This window comes from Ornithinibacillus contaminans (genome assembly GCF_001038425.2).
Lineage (GTDB): Bacteria > Bacillota > Bacilli > Bacillales > Amphibacillaceae > Ornithinibacillus > Ornithinibacillus contaminans.
The window spans coordinates 13,870-29,229 of sequence record NZ_LDPV02000042.1 but is presented as its reverse complement, the minus strand read 5'-3'; the positions used below and the strand labels follow the sequence as shown (position 1 = coordinate 29,229).

The 15,360-nt window shown below is 37.3% G+C and carries 14 protein-coding genes, 2 tRNA genes, 1 pseudogene and 1 other annotated feature; of the genes and pseudogenes, 8 read left to right on the top strand and 9 right to left on the bottom strand.

Annotated elements, in window-relative coordinates; genetic code table 11:
• Positions 1-41: 41 nt before the first annotated feature.
• Positions 42-1,370 carry an IS3 family transposase gene (locus JF53_RS10760; RefSeq protein WP_047982140.1) on the bottom strand — a complete coding sequence of 443 codons (1,329 nt, stop codon included), beginning with the start codon at positions 1,368-1,370 and terminating at the stop codon, positions 42-44.
• Positions 1,371-1,644: 274 nt separating this feature from the next.
• Between JF53_RS10760 and JF53_RS10755 the strand changes: the two genes are divergently transcribed.
• Positions 1,645-2,112 (top strand): hypothetical protein, encoded by a 468-nt coding sequence (locus tag JF53_RS10755; protein ID WP_047981919.1) that lies wholly within the window; start codon positions 1,645-1,647, stop codon positions 2,110-2,112.
• Between the two features lie 203 nt (positions 2,113-2,315).
• Here the strand turns inward: JF53_RS10755 and JF53_RS17270 are convergent.
• Together JF53_RS17270 and JF53_RS10745 are read right to left on the bottom strand one after the other, a co-directional pair.
• Positions 2,316-2,483: pseudogene (locus JF53_RS17270) on the bottom strand (IS3 family transposase); the annotation flags it as partial.
• 714 nt (positions 2,484-3,197) lie between these two features.
• Positions 3,198-3,270 (bottom strand) — tRNA-Arg (locus JF53_RS10745).
• A 182-nt stretch (positions 3,271-3,452) separates the two neighbouring features.
• Here JF53_RS10745 and JF53_RS10740 point away from each other — a divergent pair.
• The 3 genes from JF53_RS10740 (at position 3,453) to JF53_RS10730 (ending at position 5,667) form a co-directional block, all read left to right on the top strand.
• Positions 3,453-4,097 carry a deoxynucleoside kinase gene (locus JF53_RS10740; protein WP_047981918.1) on the top strand — a complete coding sequence of 215 codons (645 nt, stop codon included), beginning with the start codon at positions 3,453-3,455 and terminating at the stop codon, positions 4,095-4,097.
• A 31-nt stretch (positions 4,098-4,128) separates the two neighbouring features.
• Positions 4,129-4,812, top strand: coding sequence for a deoxynucleoside kinase (locus JF53_RS10735; RefSeq protein ID WP_047981917.1), 684 nt, complete (start codon positions 4,129-4,131; stop codon positions 4,810-4,812).
• 99 nt (positions 4,813-4,911) lie between these two features.
• The gene (locus JF53_RS10730) at positions 4,912-5,667 is read left to right on the top strand and encodes a GTP pyrophosphokinase (protein ID WP_047981916.1); all 756 of its coding nucleotides are present in this window, start codon (positions 4,912-4,914) and stop codon (positions 5,665-5,667) included.
• A gap of 65 nt (positions 5,668-5,732) precedes the next feature.
• On the opposite strand, the gene JF53_RS10725 is transcribed toward JF53_RS10730, so the two are convergent.
• Together JF53_RS10725 and JF53_RS10720 are read right to left on the bottom strand one after the other, a co-directional pair.
• Positions 5,733-5,825, bottom strand: a tRNA-Ser gene (locus JF53_RS10725).
• Positions 5,826-6,172: 347 nt separating this feature from the next.
• Entirely contained in the window at positions 6,173-6,604 is a 432-nt protein-coding gene (locus tag JF53_RS10720) for a VOC family protein (RefSeq protein ID WP_047981915.1), read from the bottom strand.
• Between the two features lie 176 nt (positions 6,605-6,780).
• Between JF53_RS10720 and JF53_RS10715 the strand changes: the two genes are divergently transcribed.
• The 3 genes from JF53_RS10715 (at position 6,781) to JF53_RS10705 (ending at position 8,089) form a co-directional block, all read left to right on the top strand.
• Positions 6,781-7,227, top strand: a complete 447-nt coding sequence (locus tag JF53_RS10715; RefSeq protein WP_047981914.1) for a hypothetical protein — start codon at positions 6,781-6,783, stop codon at positions 7,225-7,227.
• 303 nt (positions 7,228-7,530) lie between these two features.
• Positions 7,531-7,767, top strand: a complete 237-nt coding sequence (locus JF53_RS10710) for a helix-turn-helix transcriptional regulator (RefSeq protein WP_047981913.1) — start codon at positions 7,531-7,533, stop codon at positions 7,765-7,767.
• Positions 7,760-8,089: a hypothetical protein gene (locus JF53_RS10705; protein WP_047981912.1), complete on the top strand. Its 330-nt coding sequence runs from the start codon at positions 7,760-7,762 to the stop codon at positions 8,087-8,089. The genes JF53_RS10710 and JF53_RS10705 overlap by 8 nt, the downstream gene beginning before the upstream one ends.
• 54 nt (positions 8,090-8,143) lie before the next feature.
• Here the strand turns inward: JF53_RS10705 and serS are convergent, their stop codons facing one another.
• The 3 genes from serS to guaB all read right to left on the bottom strand — a co-directional run bounded on the left by serS (position 8,144) and on the right by guaB (position 12,894).
• Entirely contained in the window at positions 8,144-9,418 is a 1,275-nt protein-coding gene (gene serS, locus JF53_RS10700) for a serine--tRNA ligase (protein WP_047981911.1), read from the bottom strand.
• A gap of 174 nt (positions 9,419-9,592) precedes the next feature.
• Positions 9,593-9,822: a binding site (T-box leader), on the bottom strand.
• Between the two features lie 70 nt (positions 9,823-9,892).
• On the bottom strand, positions 9,893-11,227 hold the full coding sequence (locus tag JF53_RS10695; protein ID WP_047981910.1) for a D-alanyl-D-alanine carboxypeptidase family protein: 1,335 nt from the start codon (positions 11,225-11,227) through the stop codon (positions 9,893-9,895).
• 194 nt (positions 11,228-11,421) lie between these two features.
• Positions 11,422-12,894, bottom strand: a complete 1,473-nt coding sequence (gene guaB, locus JF53_RS10690) for an IMP dehydrogenase (RefSeq protein WP_047981909.1) — start codon at positions 12,892-12,894, stop codon at positions 11,422-11,424.
• Between the two features lie 252 nt (positions 12,895-13,146).
• Between guaB and JF53_RS10685 the strand changes: the two genes are divergently transcribed.
• The gene (locus tag JF53_RS10685) at positions 13,147-14,112 is read left to right on the top strand and encodes a YaaC family protein (RefSeq protein WP_047981908.1); all 966 of its coding nucleotides are present in this window, start codon (positions 13,147-13,149) and stop codon (positions 14,110-14,112) included.
• Positions 14,113-14,182: 70 nt separating this feature from the next.
• Here JF53_RS10685 and JF53_RS10680 read toward each other — a convergent pair whose 3' ends face one another.
• Positions 14,183-15,280: an HD-GYP domain-containing protein gene (locus JF53_RS10680; RefSeq protein ID WP_047981907.1), complete on the bottom strand. Its 1,098-nt coding sequence runs from the start codon at positions 15,278-15,280 to the stop codon at positions 14,183-14,185.
• Positions 15,281-15,360 lie beyond the last annotated feature (80 nt).

Here is a 15,360-nt window from a genome sequence, read left to right as displayed (position 1 = left end):
TACACTGGCACCCGTGTCAAGGACACTTATAAAAAAAGAGGTTATGCAGATAATAGATGATTCCTATATTGAATAGGGGTCATCTTTTTTAGATTCCACTGATAACGGTAATTGTTATAGTAAGTCATGTAATGATTGATTTTCAATTTTAATTCCTTTAATGTTTTGGCTGATTTATAATCTACTTCATCCTTTAGGTGACCAAAAAATGATTCTTGAGGAGCGTTGTCCCAACAGTTACCCCTTCGTGACATAGACTGGCCTAAGCCATACTTCTTTAAAAGTTTTTGGTATCGTGGGCTTGTGTAATGGCTTCCCTGATCCGAGTGAATGAAGGCATCTGAATCAAGAGGGACCTTCTTATTGTTCATCAATTTATGGACCGTCTGGATTGCGATATCCAAAGTGATTCGGTCAGACACATGGTAAGCCAGGAGTTCATTGGTAGAACCATCTTTTATGGTTGACAAATAAGCCATACAATTACCGTTATATGGCAAGTAGGTGATATCCGTCAATAATACTTTTCCTGGGACTCCTTGCTTAAATTCCCTGTTTAATTTGTTTGGTACAACCTGGTGCTCCTTTGTCGCCTTTGCGATTTGTTTATAAGGATTCGCTTTCCTGTGAGGGCAGACAATTCCGTATTTCTTCATGATTCTCTGTATCTTTTTACGACTAAGAATAAGATCATACTCATTCTCTAGGATCATTTTAATGGAACGTGAACCTTTCTTATAACCTCTGCGGTTAAAAGCTTCTAGGATGATTTCCTTCACTTCTAAATCTAGCTGCTCTCTAGCCTCCCGAACGACAGATGCCTTCAAGCAACTATAATATCCAGAACGTGAAACACCTAAAAGATCACAAAAGTATCTAGTCATCCTTTTAAAACCATTTTGTTCAATTGTCTCTTGAATCAATTGATATGCTTTACTTGGGCTTAGATTTTCTCTTGTGTTTAGCAGCCTCCTTTCTATCACTTCTAGCTTTTTTAACAGCTCCACCTGTCCTTCCAAAAGCTTGATTCGTGCATTTTGCCTCTCGATCACTTCAGAAGGTGTAAGCTCCCGTTTCAGGGTTCTGCCAGATTCTGTTTTCCTTGTATCAGTAAGCCCTATTAACCCTTTCGTTTCATAAGCTTTCTTCCACCGGCATGCGGATTGTTCAATGCGTTTTATCCCAATTACTTCTTCATCAAATCCACTCTCCATAAAGATTTGTCGTGGGAGTTTACCAGTTAGATACTCATCCATAAACCTATTCTTGAAAGCATCCGTGTAAGTGATGGATTTCTCACTAACGCGTTGTACATTTGGATTCTTTTGAAGTGCTTTTATCTCTTTATCTGAAAATATTATTTTACTCATGATATCTCCTAGTCCCCGTATTGTGAAATTTAATTATATATAAAAATACCTGTAGATAAAACACTCTTTTTCAAGTGTCCTAACTACAGGTACCATTTTAAAATAATAGCAATATTTTTCCTCTTTTTCATAAAAACACCTCCTCCACAATGATTATATATATTAATCTTACAAAAAACAACAATATTTGTTATAATTATGTCATAAATTAGATTATTTGTACTATAATTAGTAAAATCTATTACTTTGAAATTTACTAGGATGGAGGAATATTTTGAAGAAAAAATTGTCTTTAAAAAAAGTTATACTTTTTTTCTTGATAAGTGCGATTATATTTTTATGTTTATATATTTTATGGGGTATATACAAAGCTCAAAATATTAGTGTTGTTCCTATTGAAGACATAAACAGCATCAGTATATCTGCAGACGAAGTTTTATCAACAGAAACTGAAATTACCGGAGAAGTTAAAGTAGATCGTTTTGAAGCAGTATCTCACATAAATGTAGAAAAAGTTGATGAAGTATTATATATCATCATACATAGGGAACCCTCTTTTTCTAGTAAAGGGACATTTTCAATTAATTTAAATGATGTAAATGATGTAGATTCTATTAATATTATCTCCATCATTTCAGGTAATATATACACAGGAGAAGGAGTAGAGAGAGGTTATTCCCTTGGAGATTTAAAAAAAATACCTGATCAGAAAGTCATATGGGAACATCCTGCTGCTGACTAATTGTTTTTTTGAAAGCCCCCTCTCTTCGAAAGTTAAGTTAATTATTGGAATGTGGCCACACAATTCCAATAAAGGTATGAAAGTTTCAAATTTCTATAGACTGAAGGGTTATGTCAAGGAGACGAATGACAAGGGAACGCTAACGCTCTAAAAGACAAAAGAATATCCCTTTGTGCTGAACCCTAAAAGTTAGACAAAAATATTTATGCAGCTTGTTGACTGGTATGAAGACGGTATTCCACCGTCTTCATACCAGTCAATTTTGCTTTTATCCGTTCATAGTTATAGTAAAAAATATAATCAGTTACTGCTTGTTTAAGTTCCTCAAATAATTTATAAAGTCTAACGTAATACATTTCCTGTTTCAGTATCCAGACAGTTTCCTTTTCGGGACATACTTTGAATTTTACTGTAATCTTTTAGTTTCCTTACATTTCTTTTCATTTGATAAACCCAGACCTGATCAAAGTGTATTTTCGTTCGATATGGACAATCTTTTGTTATTTCAATTGCTTCATCTAAAGCATCCATAATTACCTAAGCGTTTGGTCGTTCTGAAAGGATAGAATTTCACCATTAAAGCATATCAAGAAATGGATCTAAATAGGCCTTCTCAATGATTAGCTTCCCTTCAGAATCGGTTTTATAGTATTTGAATTCAGATGTATCGGTCGTTAATTTTGATGTTGGAATAGTTGTATGGAATCTATGGTGTATAAGGTTTTTCGAAATCTTGCCTGCAGTTCCTTCATAAGTGCTGTATTTACGAGATTTAGGTGTGAATGATGTACAAGTAATATCAAGTTTATTGGTAGTCATTCCTTGAGAGTTTATCTACGAATCTTTTTGTTCTATCTTTTATAGTAAACTTAACTTCCTTGGCTGTTTCTTCCCTCTTATGATAAATGTATTCTCTATGAAACCTATAAATTCTTCCAAATCAAAATCTATATTATTAATCTCATAAAACAATAATATAGATTTCTTTCTTAGTGACCTTAACTTGGTTCCAAAAGGGAAAAAATTTCTAGTTTCAACTTACAAAATAAAACAAAAAAACCTTGCATCAGCAAGGTCTAACGTAACGCCCACGGCAGGAATCGAACCTGCGACACACGGTTTAGGAAACCGATGCTCTATCCCCTGAGCTACGAGGGCAATGAAATTAATGACAAGCCTAATTATACAAAAACTTTGGGATTAATCAAAGCAAATAACTGTACCGCTTAAATTTCCATAAATTAAAAGTCAGCTTTCTCGAAACCTTCTAGAAGAGTTCGTAGTAGTGTGATAAAATGAAAAGATGACTGTCAACATTTATTTTGATTGGGGGAACTAGAATGGCAGAGGTCCCATTTATTGCAATTGAAGGACCAATTGGTATTGGGAAAACATCATTAGCCAAACGGCTATCCGATCAGTTTGAATTTCATTTATTAAAAGAGATCGTTGAAGAAAATCCGTTTTTAGGTAAATTTTACGATGACATAGATGAGTGGAGCTTTCAAACCGAAATGTTCTTTCTTTGCAATCGGTTTAAGCAATTAGAAGACATTGAAACAAAATATTTAAACGTAAATAAAGCTGTTGTCGCAGACTATCACATTTCGAAAAATATGATTTTTGCTAAGCGTACATTACAGGCGGATAAGTTTGAAAAGTATGAGCAAATCTATCATATTTTAACAAAAGACATGCCTGTTCCAAATATGCTGATTTACCTGCATGCGAGCTTAGATACGATTTTAAATCGAATTCAGATGCGTGGTAGAGAAATCGAACAGAATATTAAGGCTTCCTATTTAGCACAGCTTGCTGAAGACTACGAGGCTTACATGAATGAATTTGAAATCATGCATCCAGAAATCCCCGTAATCCGAATTAATGGCGATGAAATGGATTTCGTGAAGAACGAAGCTGATTTAGAAGCTATTATGAAGCAAGTGAACTTGCAGCTAAGTAATGTTGTTACTGTGTCAAAATAATATGAAACCCACCATAAAAGGAGAACATGTAATGAATTTACGAGAGAAATACAACATTCCAAATGATAGTATCATTACCATCGCTGGAACTGTTGGGGTTGGAAAGTCAACCATAACAAAGGCATTAGCCAACGCACTAAATTTTAAAACGTCATTTGAAAAAGTGGATACCAATCCATATTTAGAAAAATTCTATGCAGATTTTGAACGCTGGAGCTTCCATCTTCAGATTTATTTCCTTGCTGAACGTTTCAAGGAACAAAAGAAAATCTTTGAATATGGTGGTGGATTTATTCAGGATCGTTCCATCTATGAAGATACTGGCATTTTCGCAAAAATGCATTATGAGAATGGCACCATGTCAAAAACCGACTATGAAACCTATACAGCTTTATTCGATTCCATGGTGATGACACCATATTTCCCACACCCTGATTTACTAATCTATTTAGAGGGATCATTTGAAGAAGTAATTGGCCGCATTCAAGAGCGTGGTCGTGAAATGGAAAAAAGCACGCCAAACACGTATTGGGAAGAAATGTATTCCCGTTATGAAAACTGGATTGATGGCTTTAATGCATGCCCTATCTTACGCATTAATATTTCCGATTATGACTTAATGGATGATAAAACATCGATTGAACCAATCCTAGAAAAAATTGGTCACTTTATTCAACAATCAAGACGCTGGGAATCACGAGCACTTATAAAATAATTGTTACAAAGATGGTACATGTTAACGTGTATCATCTTTTTTTTGCGACTTTATCGTCTATACCATAAACGGTGCTGCTGTATAATAAAGGTATCAGCTATGAAAGGAAGATTACTGTTGGATTTTGAGAAAACCATACAACAACAAATGAAGCAAATTCGAAATGAAATGACGCGCTTTATGATGAACTATAAATTCGGGCTTCATGAAATGAATACGAAAATAGAGATATTAAAAGAAGAGTTCCAGCATATCCATGACTACAATCCTATTGAACATATTAAATCACGGTTAAAATCACCGGAAAGCATTCTAAAGAAAATCGCACAAAAAGAATTGGATTTCAACTTTGATACGATTCGCGAAAACATCCATGATATTGCCGGTATCCGAATTGTTTGCTCGTTTGTTACCGATATTTATAAAATTAGTGACATGATTCAAAAACAGGAGGATATTACGGTAATTGATTGTAAGGATTATATTAAAAATCCAAAACCAAATGGCTACCAAAGTCTTCACCTAATTTTAAGTGTTCCTGTTTTTCTTTCGGACCGGGTGGAAAAGGTTCATGTGGAAATTCAAATTAGAACCGTTGCGATGGATTTTTGGGCAAGCCTGGAGCATAAAATTTATTATAAGTATGATAAAGCCATTCCGGCGCATCTTTCTAAGGAATTAAAGGATGCTGCAGATGTTGCAACTGAGTTAGATCACCGTATGGAAAATCTCCACAATGAAATAAAGGAATTAAAAGAGAACGAATCGGAGCAGGAATTATCTTTGCTCGAGTTGAATAATGATAAGTTCCATCTTCCAGCCGCGCTGTTGGAGTCGTTTTTCAAAAAGAGATAAAACCAAAAAAAACCGCTACAATCGTAACGGTTTTTTATATCTCCAATATTTATGCGCTTGTTTAATGGAGGAGGTAGAGGGATTCGAACCCCCGCGCGGTTTGACCCGCCTGTCGGTTTTCAAGACCGATCCCTTCAGCCAGACTTGGGTATACCTCCGTAGCAACATTAATTAATATACAGGATTTCGTTTTTTATGTCAATTAGATTTTGCGCATTTTTTCACATTGAAAAAATAAAAAACTTTTCCAACTTTAATGACTATTTATGTCTAGTTATGTAGATGCAAAACTAACTCGAAAGATAGTTTGGCGTAAATACCCGCTTCGGGAATATACTTCGCTTTCCGCGGGGGGCTGTTGAGCCTCCTCGTGCTGCGCACTGCAGGGTCTCAACTAGGCCCTTCCTCCCGCAGGAGTCTTCGTATATTCCCTACGCTAAAGTAGTTCCTTGTACGTTTTTTGCTTATCATTAAATTACTTCCTAGTTTTTTCCCTCAACTCTACTTAATCAATAACCAGCATATCATTATCATCAAACTTCCACATTTCCCCGTAAGCAACTTCCCAGGTGTAGCCGTCTGGATCGGAGAAGTAGCCGCTGTAGCCGCCCCAGAAGACGATTTGTGGTTCTTTTAGCATAACAGCACCAGCTTGGATTGCTTGTTCCATTACTTGGTCTACCTCTTCCTTTGATTTCGCATTGTAAGCAAGGGTAATGCCAGAGAATCCATCTCGCTGTGGTGGGTTGTCCGGATTAATATCGTTTGCCAATTCATCAATTGGAAATAATGCCAACCTTGTTCCGCCATTCTTAAAAAACACAACTTCAGGATTATCCTCCGCAACACTTGTTGCAAACCCAAGCCCGTCTCGATAAAACTTAAGTGACGTTTCCATATTAGATACCCCTAATGTTAATAGATTGATACGATTCATTCCTTCTACTCCTTTCTCTACTAATTTTCCATTTTATATAATATTTTGTAAAATTACAACTTTAACACAGACCCGCACTCTTTATTTATTGGAATAGTTTGATAAATGCTGGAACCATTTATTACTCTCTTCCGTAATAGAACTATACAGAATGAATCGAGAGAGGGGCTACCATTATGAAAACGCGATTTGTTTTTCTACTATTGTTCCTGGTACTTCTGACCTCTGCTTGTACCAATGGAGACGAGTTATCGGGACGAACTTTTAATGTCTCTTATCTAGAACTGGGTCCAGATGCACTTGATGCAGATTTTAATAGTCCTGAGGGATATTCCCCCTTTATGAAGTTAGAATTTTTAGATGAAAATATCGTGAAAAATAAGCTGGGTTACGAAGAGGGAACGTATGAATGGAACAAGGATACGCTTGTACTCTTATTTGAAAATGAAAATGAAAAGTTAGAAATAGAGCTAACCCTTAAAGAAAGTGATAAAGAATTTAGTGCTTATTCTGCGACTATTAGTGATGCTGATTTTGAAATGACGGATACGGATAAAATAAGTTACTTCCAAAATTTATTCTATCAATTAAATAATGATAGGCAAATGGAGTTCTTAAAATAATTGTGAGTAAAGTCACCATTACACGTTTGACTATCAGAAAAAAAATTAAGAGCCTAGGACATAAGTAAAATGAAAAGATAAAATTACGAACCATGCCTAATTCAGCGTAGGGAAAACACGGAGAAACGTACGGGAAGGAGTATATTCCCGCAGCAGGCATTACGCTCAAATTCGGATTTTATCTTATCACAAGTACTTATGTCCCAGGCTCCTTTTGTCTTCACAAAGCCATTTATGAAAAATTTATATAATAATAGTTATATTTTATACTGTAAAAAGAACTACAAAAAGAGGGTGTATGATGTGAAAGAAGATTTTGGTGATTCCATTATCAATAAGGTGTATGAGCATCGCGTGTTACGAAGAATATCACAGCAGGAGTTAGCGGATGCGGTTGGTGTTTCTAAGCAGACCATTTTTGTCATGGAAAAGAATAATTACTCCCCTTCGCTAATTCTAGCGTTTCGAATTGCTAATTTTTTTGAAGTGGATATCAATGAAATATTTACTTATAAAAGAAAGGATGAGCTAAATGATTGATGTACTAAATGAATGGATGTTGGAAAGCACTACTAACTTCAATATTATCGCAGGGATTACCATGCTGGTTTATGCAGGTTCCATCCTTTCTCTATTTATTATCAGTAAAAAATTCGGTAAGCCTGATGAGCGCACAAATGGGATTTATTTAAAAATAATCGTGTGTATGTTTGTAACGCAATTAATCATGAATAGTATCTTTATTTCGTGGGTTGACCGGGATATTGATTATTTCCGTCAATTCTTCATACTATTTCAAGGTATCGTATTCCTAGTTGGAGCCGTTTATTCTTTTATCCTCTATCGCAAGGATTTTAAATAAACTACTAAATACTAAAACGAGGCTAGACAACTAGCCTCGTTACATTTATCTGCATTATTTAATAACGTCTTTCCCGCCCATATACGGTACTAATACGGCTGGAACCTTCACAGAACCATCTGCTTGCTGATAGTTTTCCAGGATAGCTGCTACGGTACGACCGATTGCTAGTCCAGATCCATTTAATGTATGCACATATTCTGGCTTACCATTTGCTTCTCTTCTAAAGCGAATTCCAGCACGTCTTGCTTGGAATGCTTCAAAGTTAGAACAAGAAGAAATTTCACGGTACATATTTTGACTTGGAATCCATACTTCGATATCGTATTTCTTCGCTGCGGTAAAGCCTAAATCACCTGTACACATGCTCATCACACGGTATGGTAATTGAAGCAATTGTAAAACCTTCTCCGCATGACCAGTAAGCTCTTCTAATGCCGCATATGAATCCTCAGGCTTCACAAACTGAACAAGCTCAACTTTATTAAATTGGTGCTGACGAATTAACCCGCGTGTATCACGACCAGCTGATCCCGCTTCAGAACGGAAGCTGCCACTAAATGCCGCATATTTCGTAGGTAAATCCTCAGCACTGAAAATCTCTTCCCGATGGTAGTTGGTCACAGGTACTTCGGCTGTTGGTACCATGAAATAATCCCAACCCTCTAGCTTAAAAGCATCCTCTTCAAACTTTGGTAGCTGACCAGTTCCAGTCATACTAGCCCGGTTCACCATGTACGGAGGCAGCATTTCCACATAACCATGTTCATCAGCATGTAAATCTAACATAAAATTCCATAATGCACGCTCAAGTCTTGCGCCTAGTCCTTTATAGAAAACGAAGCGACTGCCGGTTACTTTTCCGGCACGTTCAAAATCAAGAATATCTAAATTCGTTGCGATGTCCCAGTGTGCCTGTGCTTCGAAATCAAACGCTGTCTCTTTTCCCCATTTACGTGCTAAGACATTATCATCTTCGCTCTCGCCAACGGGTACACTCTCATGTGGAATGTTTGGAATCGATAGCATCATTAATTCCAATGTTTCTTCGATTTCGCGTAGCTCATTATCATATTCCTTAATTTGATCGCCAACTTCGCGCATTTCTTTAATTGCCGCTTCTGCATCCTTTTTTTCCTTCTTTAGGACAGAGATTTGCTTGGTAACCTCATTACGCTGTGCTTTTAGTGTTTCCGTTTTATTAATTAATTCACGACGTCTTTCGTCTAACTCACCAAAACGATCAAGCTCTGATAAATCCTCACCACGATGTTGTAGCTTTTCCTTTACTTCTGCAAAATGATTACGTAAATACTTCATGTCTAACATCAACAATTCCTCCTAATTAGCTTTTTCTATATTAGAAAAACTCGCATTCACTCATCTTTTAGTGAATGTGTACGTTTTTCTTATACTTAGGCCTTTAAAATTTTAGCTACTTCGCTTACCTCCATAGTAAAAATTTTATACTTTCTAACGTACAAAAAAACCCTCATCCCAATAAATAGGGACGAGAGTTTAGTTTCCCGCGTTGCCACCCTGATTGAAGAGTTTCCTCTTCCGGCTTAAGTCGTGTTAACGGTACGCTGCCGGGTTTACTTACTAAGAAGGACTTCCTTCTGTTCCATAAACCAGTTCAAGGATGGATTCACAGTAGTCTTTCGCCGGTTCACACCAACCACCGACTCTCTTTAGAAAGGGGTACTGTTACTAGTTCCTATCATTACTTTTTTTCATACAATCTAATTAAAATCTATCTTACCCAATTTACGAAAAAGATGCAAGCTTTCCTCCTATAAACGATTAGGAGAACCAGCCTTTAACCGTGTCTACAATGGAGGTGAAGATTCCACTGAAGAAATCACCAACAGCGCCTAGTCCAAGCATGAACCAATTCGCCTTTTCAACCGTTGCATCTGCAACTAGGTCTACTTCTGCATGATCTGCATTAAAGATATAACCATAGTCCGATTCACCGCTGTAAACTAATTCAGCTGTTCCGATTTTATCGCCTTTTTCAATTGGGGCAATTAATTCGCCGTCTTCATTTAATTTCGATTCATCCAGTTTATATTCAATGTGATAAAGCTCTTCTTCGCCAGCTTTAATTGGAATCGTAAAGCCTTCACGAGTCGAAATACCAACTGTATCTTCTTTCCCTTTTGCGACTGGTAATGTTTTTTGATCATCTAGCTGATAACCAGCAGGGAATAATTCCTTCGATTCAAATTGCTTAAACCCATAGTCCATTAATTGAGCCGTTTGCTGAAAACGTGCTTCCTTACTATCGGTACGCATTACCACGGTAATTAAACGATGACCATCACGCTCTGCTGTACCTGTAAATGTGTAGCCTGCAAGCTCGGTATAGCCAGTTTTTAAGCCATCCATACCTTCATAGTAGAACTGCTTCAGGAACGATGCTTCATGTGGTAGCATCCAGTTTAAATTTTCCACCTTATAGCCTTCAAAGTCATCTTCAATACGACTAGAAATATCTAATGCATGTGGAAAATCATTTACTAGATTATACGCTAATAACGCTAATGAACGTGCTGAAAGTAAATTATTTCCGTTTGGATCGGTTCCTTCTGGATAGTTATCACCTAAATAACTATTTTCTAACCCTGTTGCATTAACAAAGCTTGCATCCGGAAGACCCATTTCGTCTGCCTTTTGGTTCATTAGTTTTACAAATTCACCTTCTGAACCAGCAATTAATTCTGCTAGCGCAATGGTTGTCCCGTTATCAGAGAAAATCGCCATTGCTTCATATAATTCCTTAACCGTATATTGTTTATCTTGTGTTAAACCAATTCCTGAGAATTCAGGATTAGCCGATATACTATATGGATAGTCACTAATTTGGGTTTTTGTTTCCCACGTGATTTGCCCATTTTCAATTGCTTCCAAGACAAGGTATTCTGTCATCATTTTGGTCATACTTGCTGGTGGAAGTGCCATATCAGCGTCTTTAGCAAATAAAACCTTCCCTGTTTCCGCATCCACTAAAATAGCCGATTCAGCAGGTAAATCCAATTCTTGCGCTTGTGTAGTCAATGGTTGTGATATAAACGATGCTGTTATAACGAAGACAGCAAGTAACATGATAATTAGTTTGGAAAAGATTTGTTTCACTTCTCTTACCTCCACCTTATGCTAGTAAAAATTATAGTTCCTTCCTAGGAACACCTTTAGTATTTTATCACAGATTCCAGTAAAAAAATAGACGGGCCATAATGCCCATCTATTTAATTATCCTTTAGTTATTTTTACTCAAAATCCACGATTTAGCCCCGATTATTCGCTATTTTTTTTCAACCAACTAAGGACTATTTAACTGAATAATTCGGTGCTTCTTTTGTTATTTGAATATCATGTGGATGACTTTCAATTAATCCTGCATTGGTAATTCGAATAAATTGTGCATCCTCTCGCAATGCATCAATAGTTGGTGAGCCGCAGTAACCCATACCAGAACGTAAACCACCAAGTAATTGATGGACCGTATCAGTTAGTGGACCTTTATAGGCTACTCTTCCTTCAATGCCTTCAGGAACAAGCTTTTTAGCATCGTCTGTATCTTGGAAATAACGATCCTTCGATCCTGCTTTCATGGCGCCAACTGAGCCCATGCCACGATATACTTTATACCGTCTGCCTTGATAAATTTCCGTCTCTCCAGGGCTTTCGGTAACCCCTGCCAGTAAACTACCGAGCATAACCGCATGTGCACCTGCAGCAATTGCTTTTGTAATGTCACCAGAATATTTAATTCCGCCATCGGCAATGACTGGCACACCATATTCTGCTGCCGCTATCGCGCAATCATTGACTGCTGTAATTTGCGGTACTCCGACACCTGCAACAACCCTCGTCGTACAAATAGAGCCAGGTCCAATTCCAACCTTCACAATCGTTGTACCAGCTTCAATTAATGCTTTTGTCGCTTCAGCAGTTGCTACATTCCCTGCGATGATATTGAGATCTGGGTATTGGTTGCGAACTTCTTTTACCTGATCAAGTACACCTTTGGAATGACCATGGGCTGTATCAATGACAATTACGTCAACACCAGCATTCACTAACGCTTCAATTCGTTTCAATGAATCACCGGTAATCCCAACTGCAGCACCAACTAATAACCGACCTTGCGCATCTTTTGCCGCATTCGGGAATTCAATTACTTTTTCTATATCCTTAATGGTAATAAGCCCTTTTAAGACCCCATTATCATCCACTAATGGTAGCTTTTCGATTTTATATTGCTGGAGAATATTTTCTGCTTCTTCTAATGTGGTTCCAACCGGGGCTGTCACTAAATTATCACTCGTCATCACGTCAGAGATTGACATGGAATAATCTTGGATAAAACGCAAATCACGATTCGTTAAAATACCTACGAGCTTTTGGTCTTGGTCATTATCGACAATCGGCACACCAGAAATTCGATATTTTCCCATTAAATGCTCCGCATCGAATACTTGATGTTCTGGCGTTAGGAAGAAAGGATTAGTAATAACACCACTCTCTGAACGCTTTACACGATCTACTTGTTCCGCCTGTTCTTCAATGGACATATTCTTATGAATAATGCCTAAACCGCCCTGTCTTGCCATGGCAATCGCCATTGGTGCTTCTGTTACAGTATCCATTCCTGCACTAATAAGCGGTGCATTCAAGGTTAAAGTTGGACTTAAAACGGTACGAACACTTACTTCACGAGGTAATACTTCCGACTTTGCGGGTAATAATAACACATCATCAAATGTTAAACCTTCTTTAGCAAATTTATCAGTTCTCATCATAATCCTCCTTTTGTTTTTAAAAAAAGCGCAAATGCGCTGGATGGAAAGTTTCTTGATTTCGACGTGTTAAACGGCCAAAATCCTACTCTATCGAATAATAAAATAAGCAAATGGTCATGCTAGTAAGTATATCTATTGTTATATACAATACGGCAACACTAGGATATTTTCAATATAAGAATTAGCGAAAATAAAAGTAAGTTTTTTCAAAGTTTTTAAATAATATAGAGGGCTAATGAGGAATTTACGATGCACCAACATGACATCAATTCGTTTTATACCTATCTACAATCCGAACAAACTGCGCAATCGTATTTATACCAATGCTATCGTCAATTACATGAACAGGATGCGGAACGGAAAAGCTATGAGAATTGTAATGTATTCCGTTATTACATTGAACATGGTTGGACTTACTATAACGCAGGGAAGAAGCTTGATATGGTGTTAAAGCCTGTCATGCTTTTTTATGGGATGGCACATTTATTAAAAGCGTGCCTTTTAACGATTCGACCAGATTATCCAGAATCGACCTCTGTTTTAGCACATGGGCTTTCAACAAGAAAGCGGAAAAAGAAAAATTATAGTTTTCTAGTGGATGAGGTCAAAATTCAGCACAATGGATTATTCCCCTATGTATCAGAGCATCTCTTTGGAATCAAACAACATCCATTTGAAAAGGTGACAATGAAATCACTGCTGCAATTACTTCCAGAGCTTCGATCGTTATGGAAATGGGAAGAGGAAGACAGCTTATGGCGAGTTGGTCGTGTTGGGGATCATACGCTGTCTATTCCGACCGCGATTTGTGATGATTATTTTTTAACTGAGAAAGCATTTATTACGCGATTGGCGTTTTTTTTACCAGAAGTTATGGAAATAAAACGAGCTGATGGCCAAATGCTACTTCACTTAAACGAGCCCATCCAAGCGGCAACCGGACCATTTGTAATGGATATGGATTTTTCGATTTATTTACCGAGAGATAAGGAGTTTTTTACGCCGATATCTGAGGTGATGCTTCATTATCTGGTCTTATATAACTTAAGCATGCTGTCTCGTTATGAGGCGGAGTGGTGGGGTGAATTAATAACTATCAAACCGGATATAGACTTTCCGATTATTGCACAGTTTCTGAGTGTCACGGAAAAGAAAATCCCGTACTTGCTAGGGTTGGAGCTTTATAAGAAAAAGGAGAATGGAACAGGAACATAAGAGTATGGGATTAACATCCGTACTTTTTTGTTCCATTTTTGTTCCAATCTCCTATAGGATGACTATTACGTTACATAGACACGATTTCTTTTATATATAATTGGTGATTATTGCTTAAGGTGATAATTTCACCGCTTTCCAATCGGACTATCGGTCTAGTTGGATGGTTTTGTTCAATAAAGACAATCTCACCAATTTGATTGGTCGATAGGATTACCTTTGTCCCGATGGAAAAATTAGTTACTGCATCAACAAAGACCTGGACTACTCTTGGATCTAATTTACTAAACTGCTCCTTTTGTAGTTCTTCGATAACCCGGAATGGCGACTGCTTTTTACGGTACAGCCGTTCACTTGTCATCGCATGATACATATCACTTACCGCAATGATTCTTGCAAAGCTATGAATCTTTTCATGGGATAACCCAAGTGGATAGCCGCTTCCATCAATTCGTTCATGATGCTGTAGAACCGCTAGCTTTACCGTATATGGAATATGTGAGATATGCTCCACCATGCGATAGGAGTGGGTTGGATGCTTCCGTATTTCTATTTTTTCTGCCTCGGTTAAGGCACCTTCTTTTTTTAAGATGAAATCGCCAAGCTTGGCCATGCCAGCATCACTTAGTAAACCAGCTAAACCAATTTGGTACCATTCACCTTGTTGATAGCCCATTTTCTTCCCTAAATACGCACTTAAAATTGCAACCGATACACCATGATGGTAGAAATAGTCCTTTTTATTCGCATATTGATGAAGTGTATACACCGAAGAACCGATATCATCCATTCGATCAAGTAATGGCAAGAGAAGATTTCGTACAGCTAAGTTACGGATTGGCTGATTGTTTCTCCAGGATTCAAATAACTTTTTATAGCTTGCTACTACATATAAATAATGCTCTTTAAAGGATAGTGTAGCTAATTCTACTTCTGAGGTTTTCTTTTCTGGTTGCTCTTCCTCTGGTCGAATAGGTAATGGCTTGAAAATCGTGCCTGCTGCAAGACGCTCGGATACTTCCACCTGATCAATTAAGAATTTTTTTAAGAACAGAATGTGGTTATCCGTTAGCACGGTTTTCTCTGGGATAATTGGTCGGTTTGTTTTTCCTTTTACATCGCGTAAAAGGACACAACCAGGGACTAATTGTGAAGATGAAACACGCATTTCTACCCCTCCCATTCGTAAAAATAGGTGACTCTTAGAAAGAAACATACGTATTCTTTTCGGAGTCACCTGATAAAATA

Excerpts from the sequence above, each read along its gene's own strand:
- JF53_RS10760 (WP_047982140.1), bottom strand. The coding sequence starts at position 1,370 with ATGAGTAAAATAATATTTTCAGATAAAGAGATAAAAGCACTTCAAAAG.
- JF53_RS10740 (WP_047981918.1), top strand. The coding sequence starts at position 3,453 with ATGGCAGAGGTCCCATTTATTGCAATTGAAGGACCAATTGGTATTGGG.
- JF53_RS10735 (WP_047981917.1), top strand. The coding sequence starts at position 4,129 with ATGAATTTACGAGAGAAATACAACATTCCAAATGATAGTATCATTACC.
- JF53_RS10730 (WP_047981916.1), top strand. The coding sequence starts at position 4,912 with ATGAAAGGAAGATTACTGTTGGATTTTGAGAAAACCATACAACAACAA.
- JF53_RS10720 (WP_047981915.1), bottom strand. The coding sequence starts at position 6,604 with ATGAATCGTATCAATCTATTAACATTAGGGGTATCTAATATGGAAACG.
- JF53_RS10715 (WP_047981914.1), top strand. The coding sequence starts at position 6,781 with ATGAAAACGCGATTTGTTTTTCTACTATTGTTCCTGGTACTTCTGACC.
- JF53_RS10705 (WP_047981912.1), top strand. The coding sequence starts at position 7,760 with ATGATTGATGTACTAAATGAATGGATGTTGGAAAGCACTACTAACTTC.
- serS (WP_047981911.1), bottom strand. The coding sequence starts at position 9,418 with ATGTTAGACATGAAGTATTTACGTAATCATTTTGCAGAAGTAAAGGAA.
- guaB (WP_047981909.1), bottom strand. The coding sequence starts at position 12,894 with ATGAGAACTGATAAATTTGCTAAAGAAGGTTTAACATTTGATGATGTG.
- JF53_RS10685 (WP_047981908.1), top strand. The coding sequence starts at position 13,147 with ATGCACCAACATGACATCAATTCGTTTTATACCTATCTACAATCCGAA.
- JF53_RS10680 (WP_047981907.1), bottom strand. The coding sequence starts at position 15,280 with ATGCGTGTTTCATCTTCACAATTAGTCCCTGGTTGTGTCCTTTTACGC.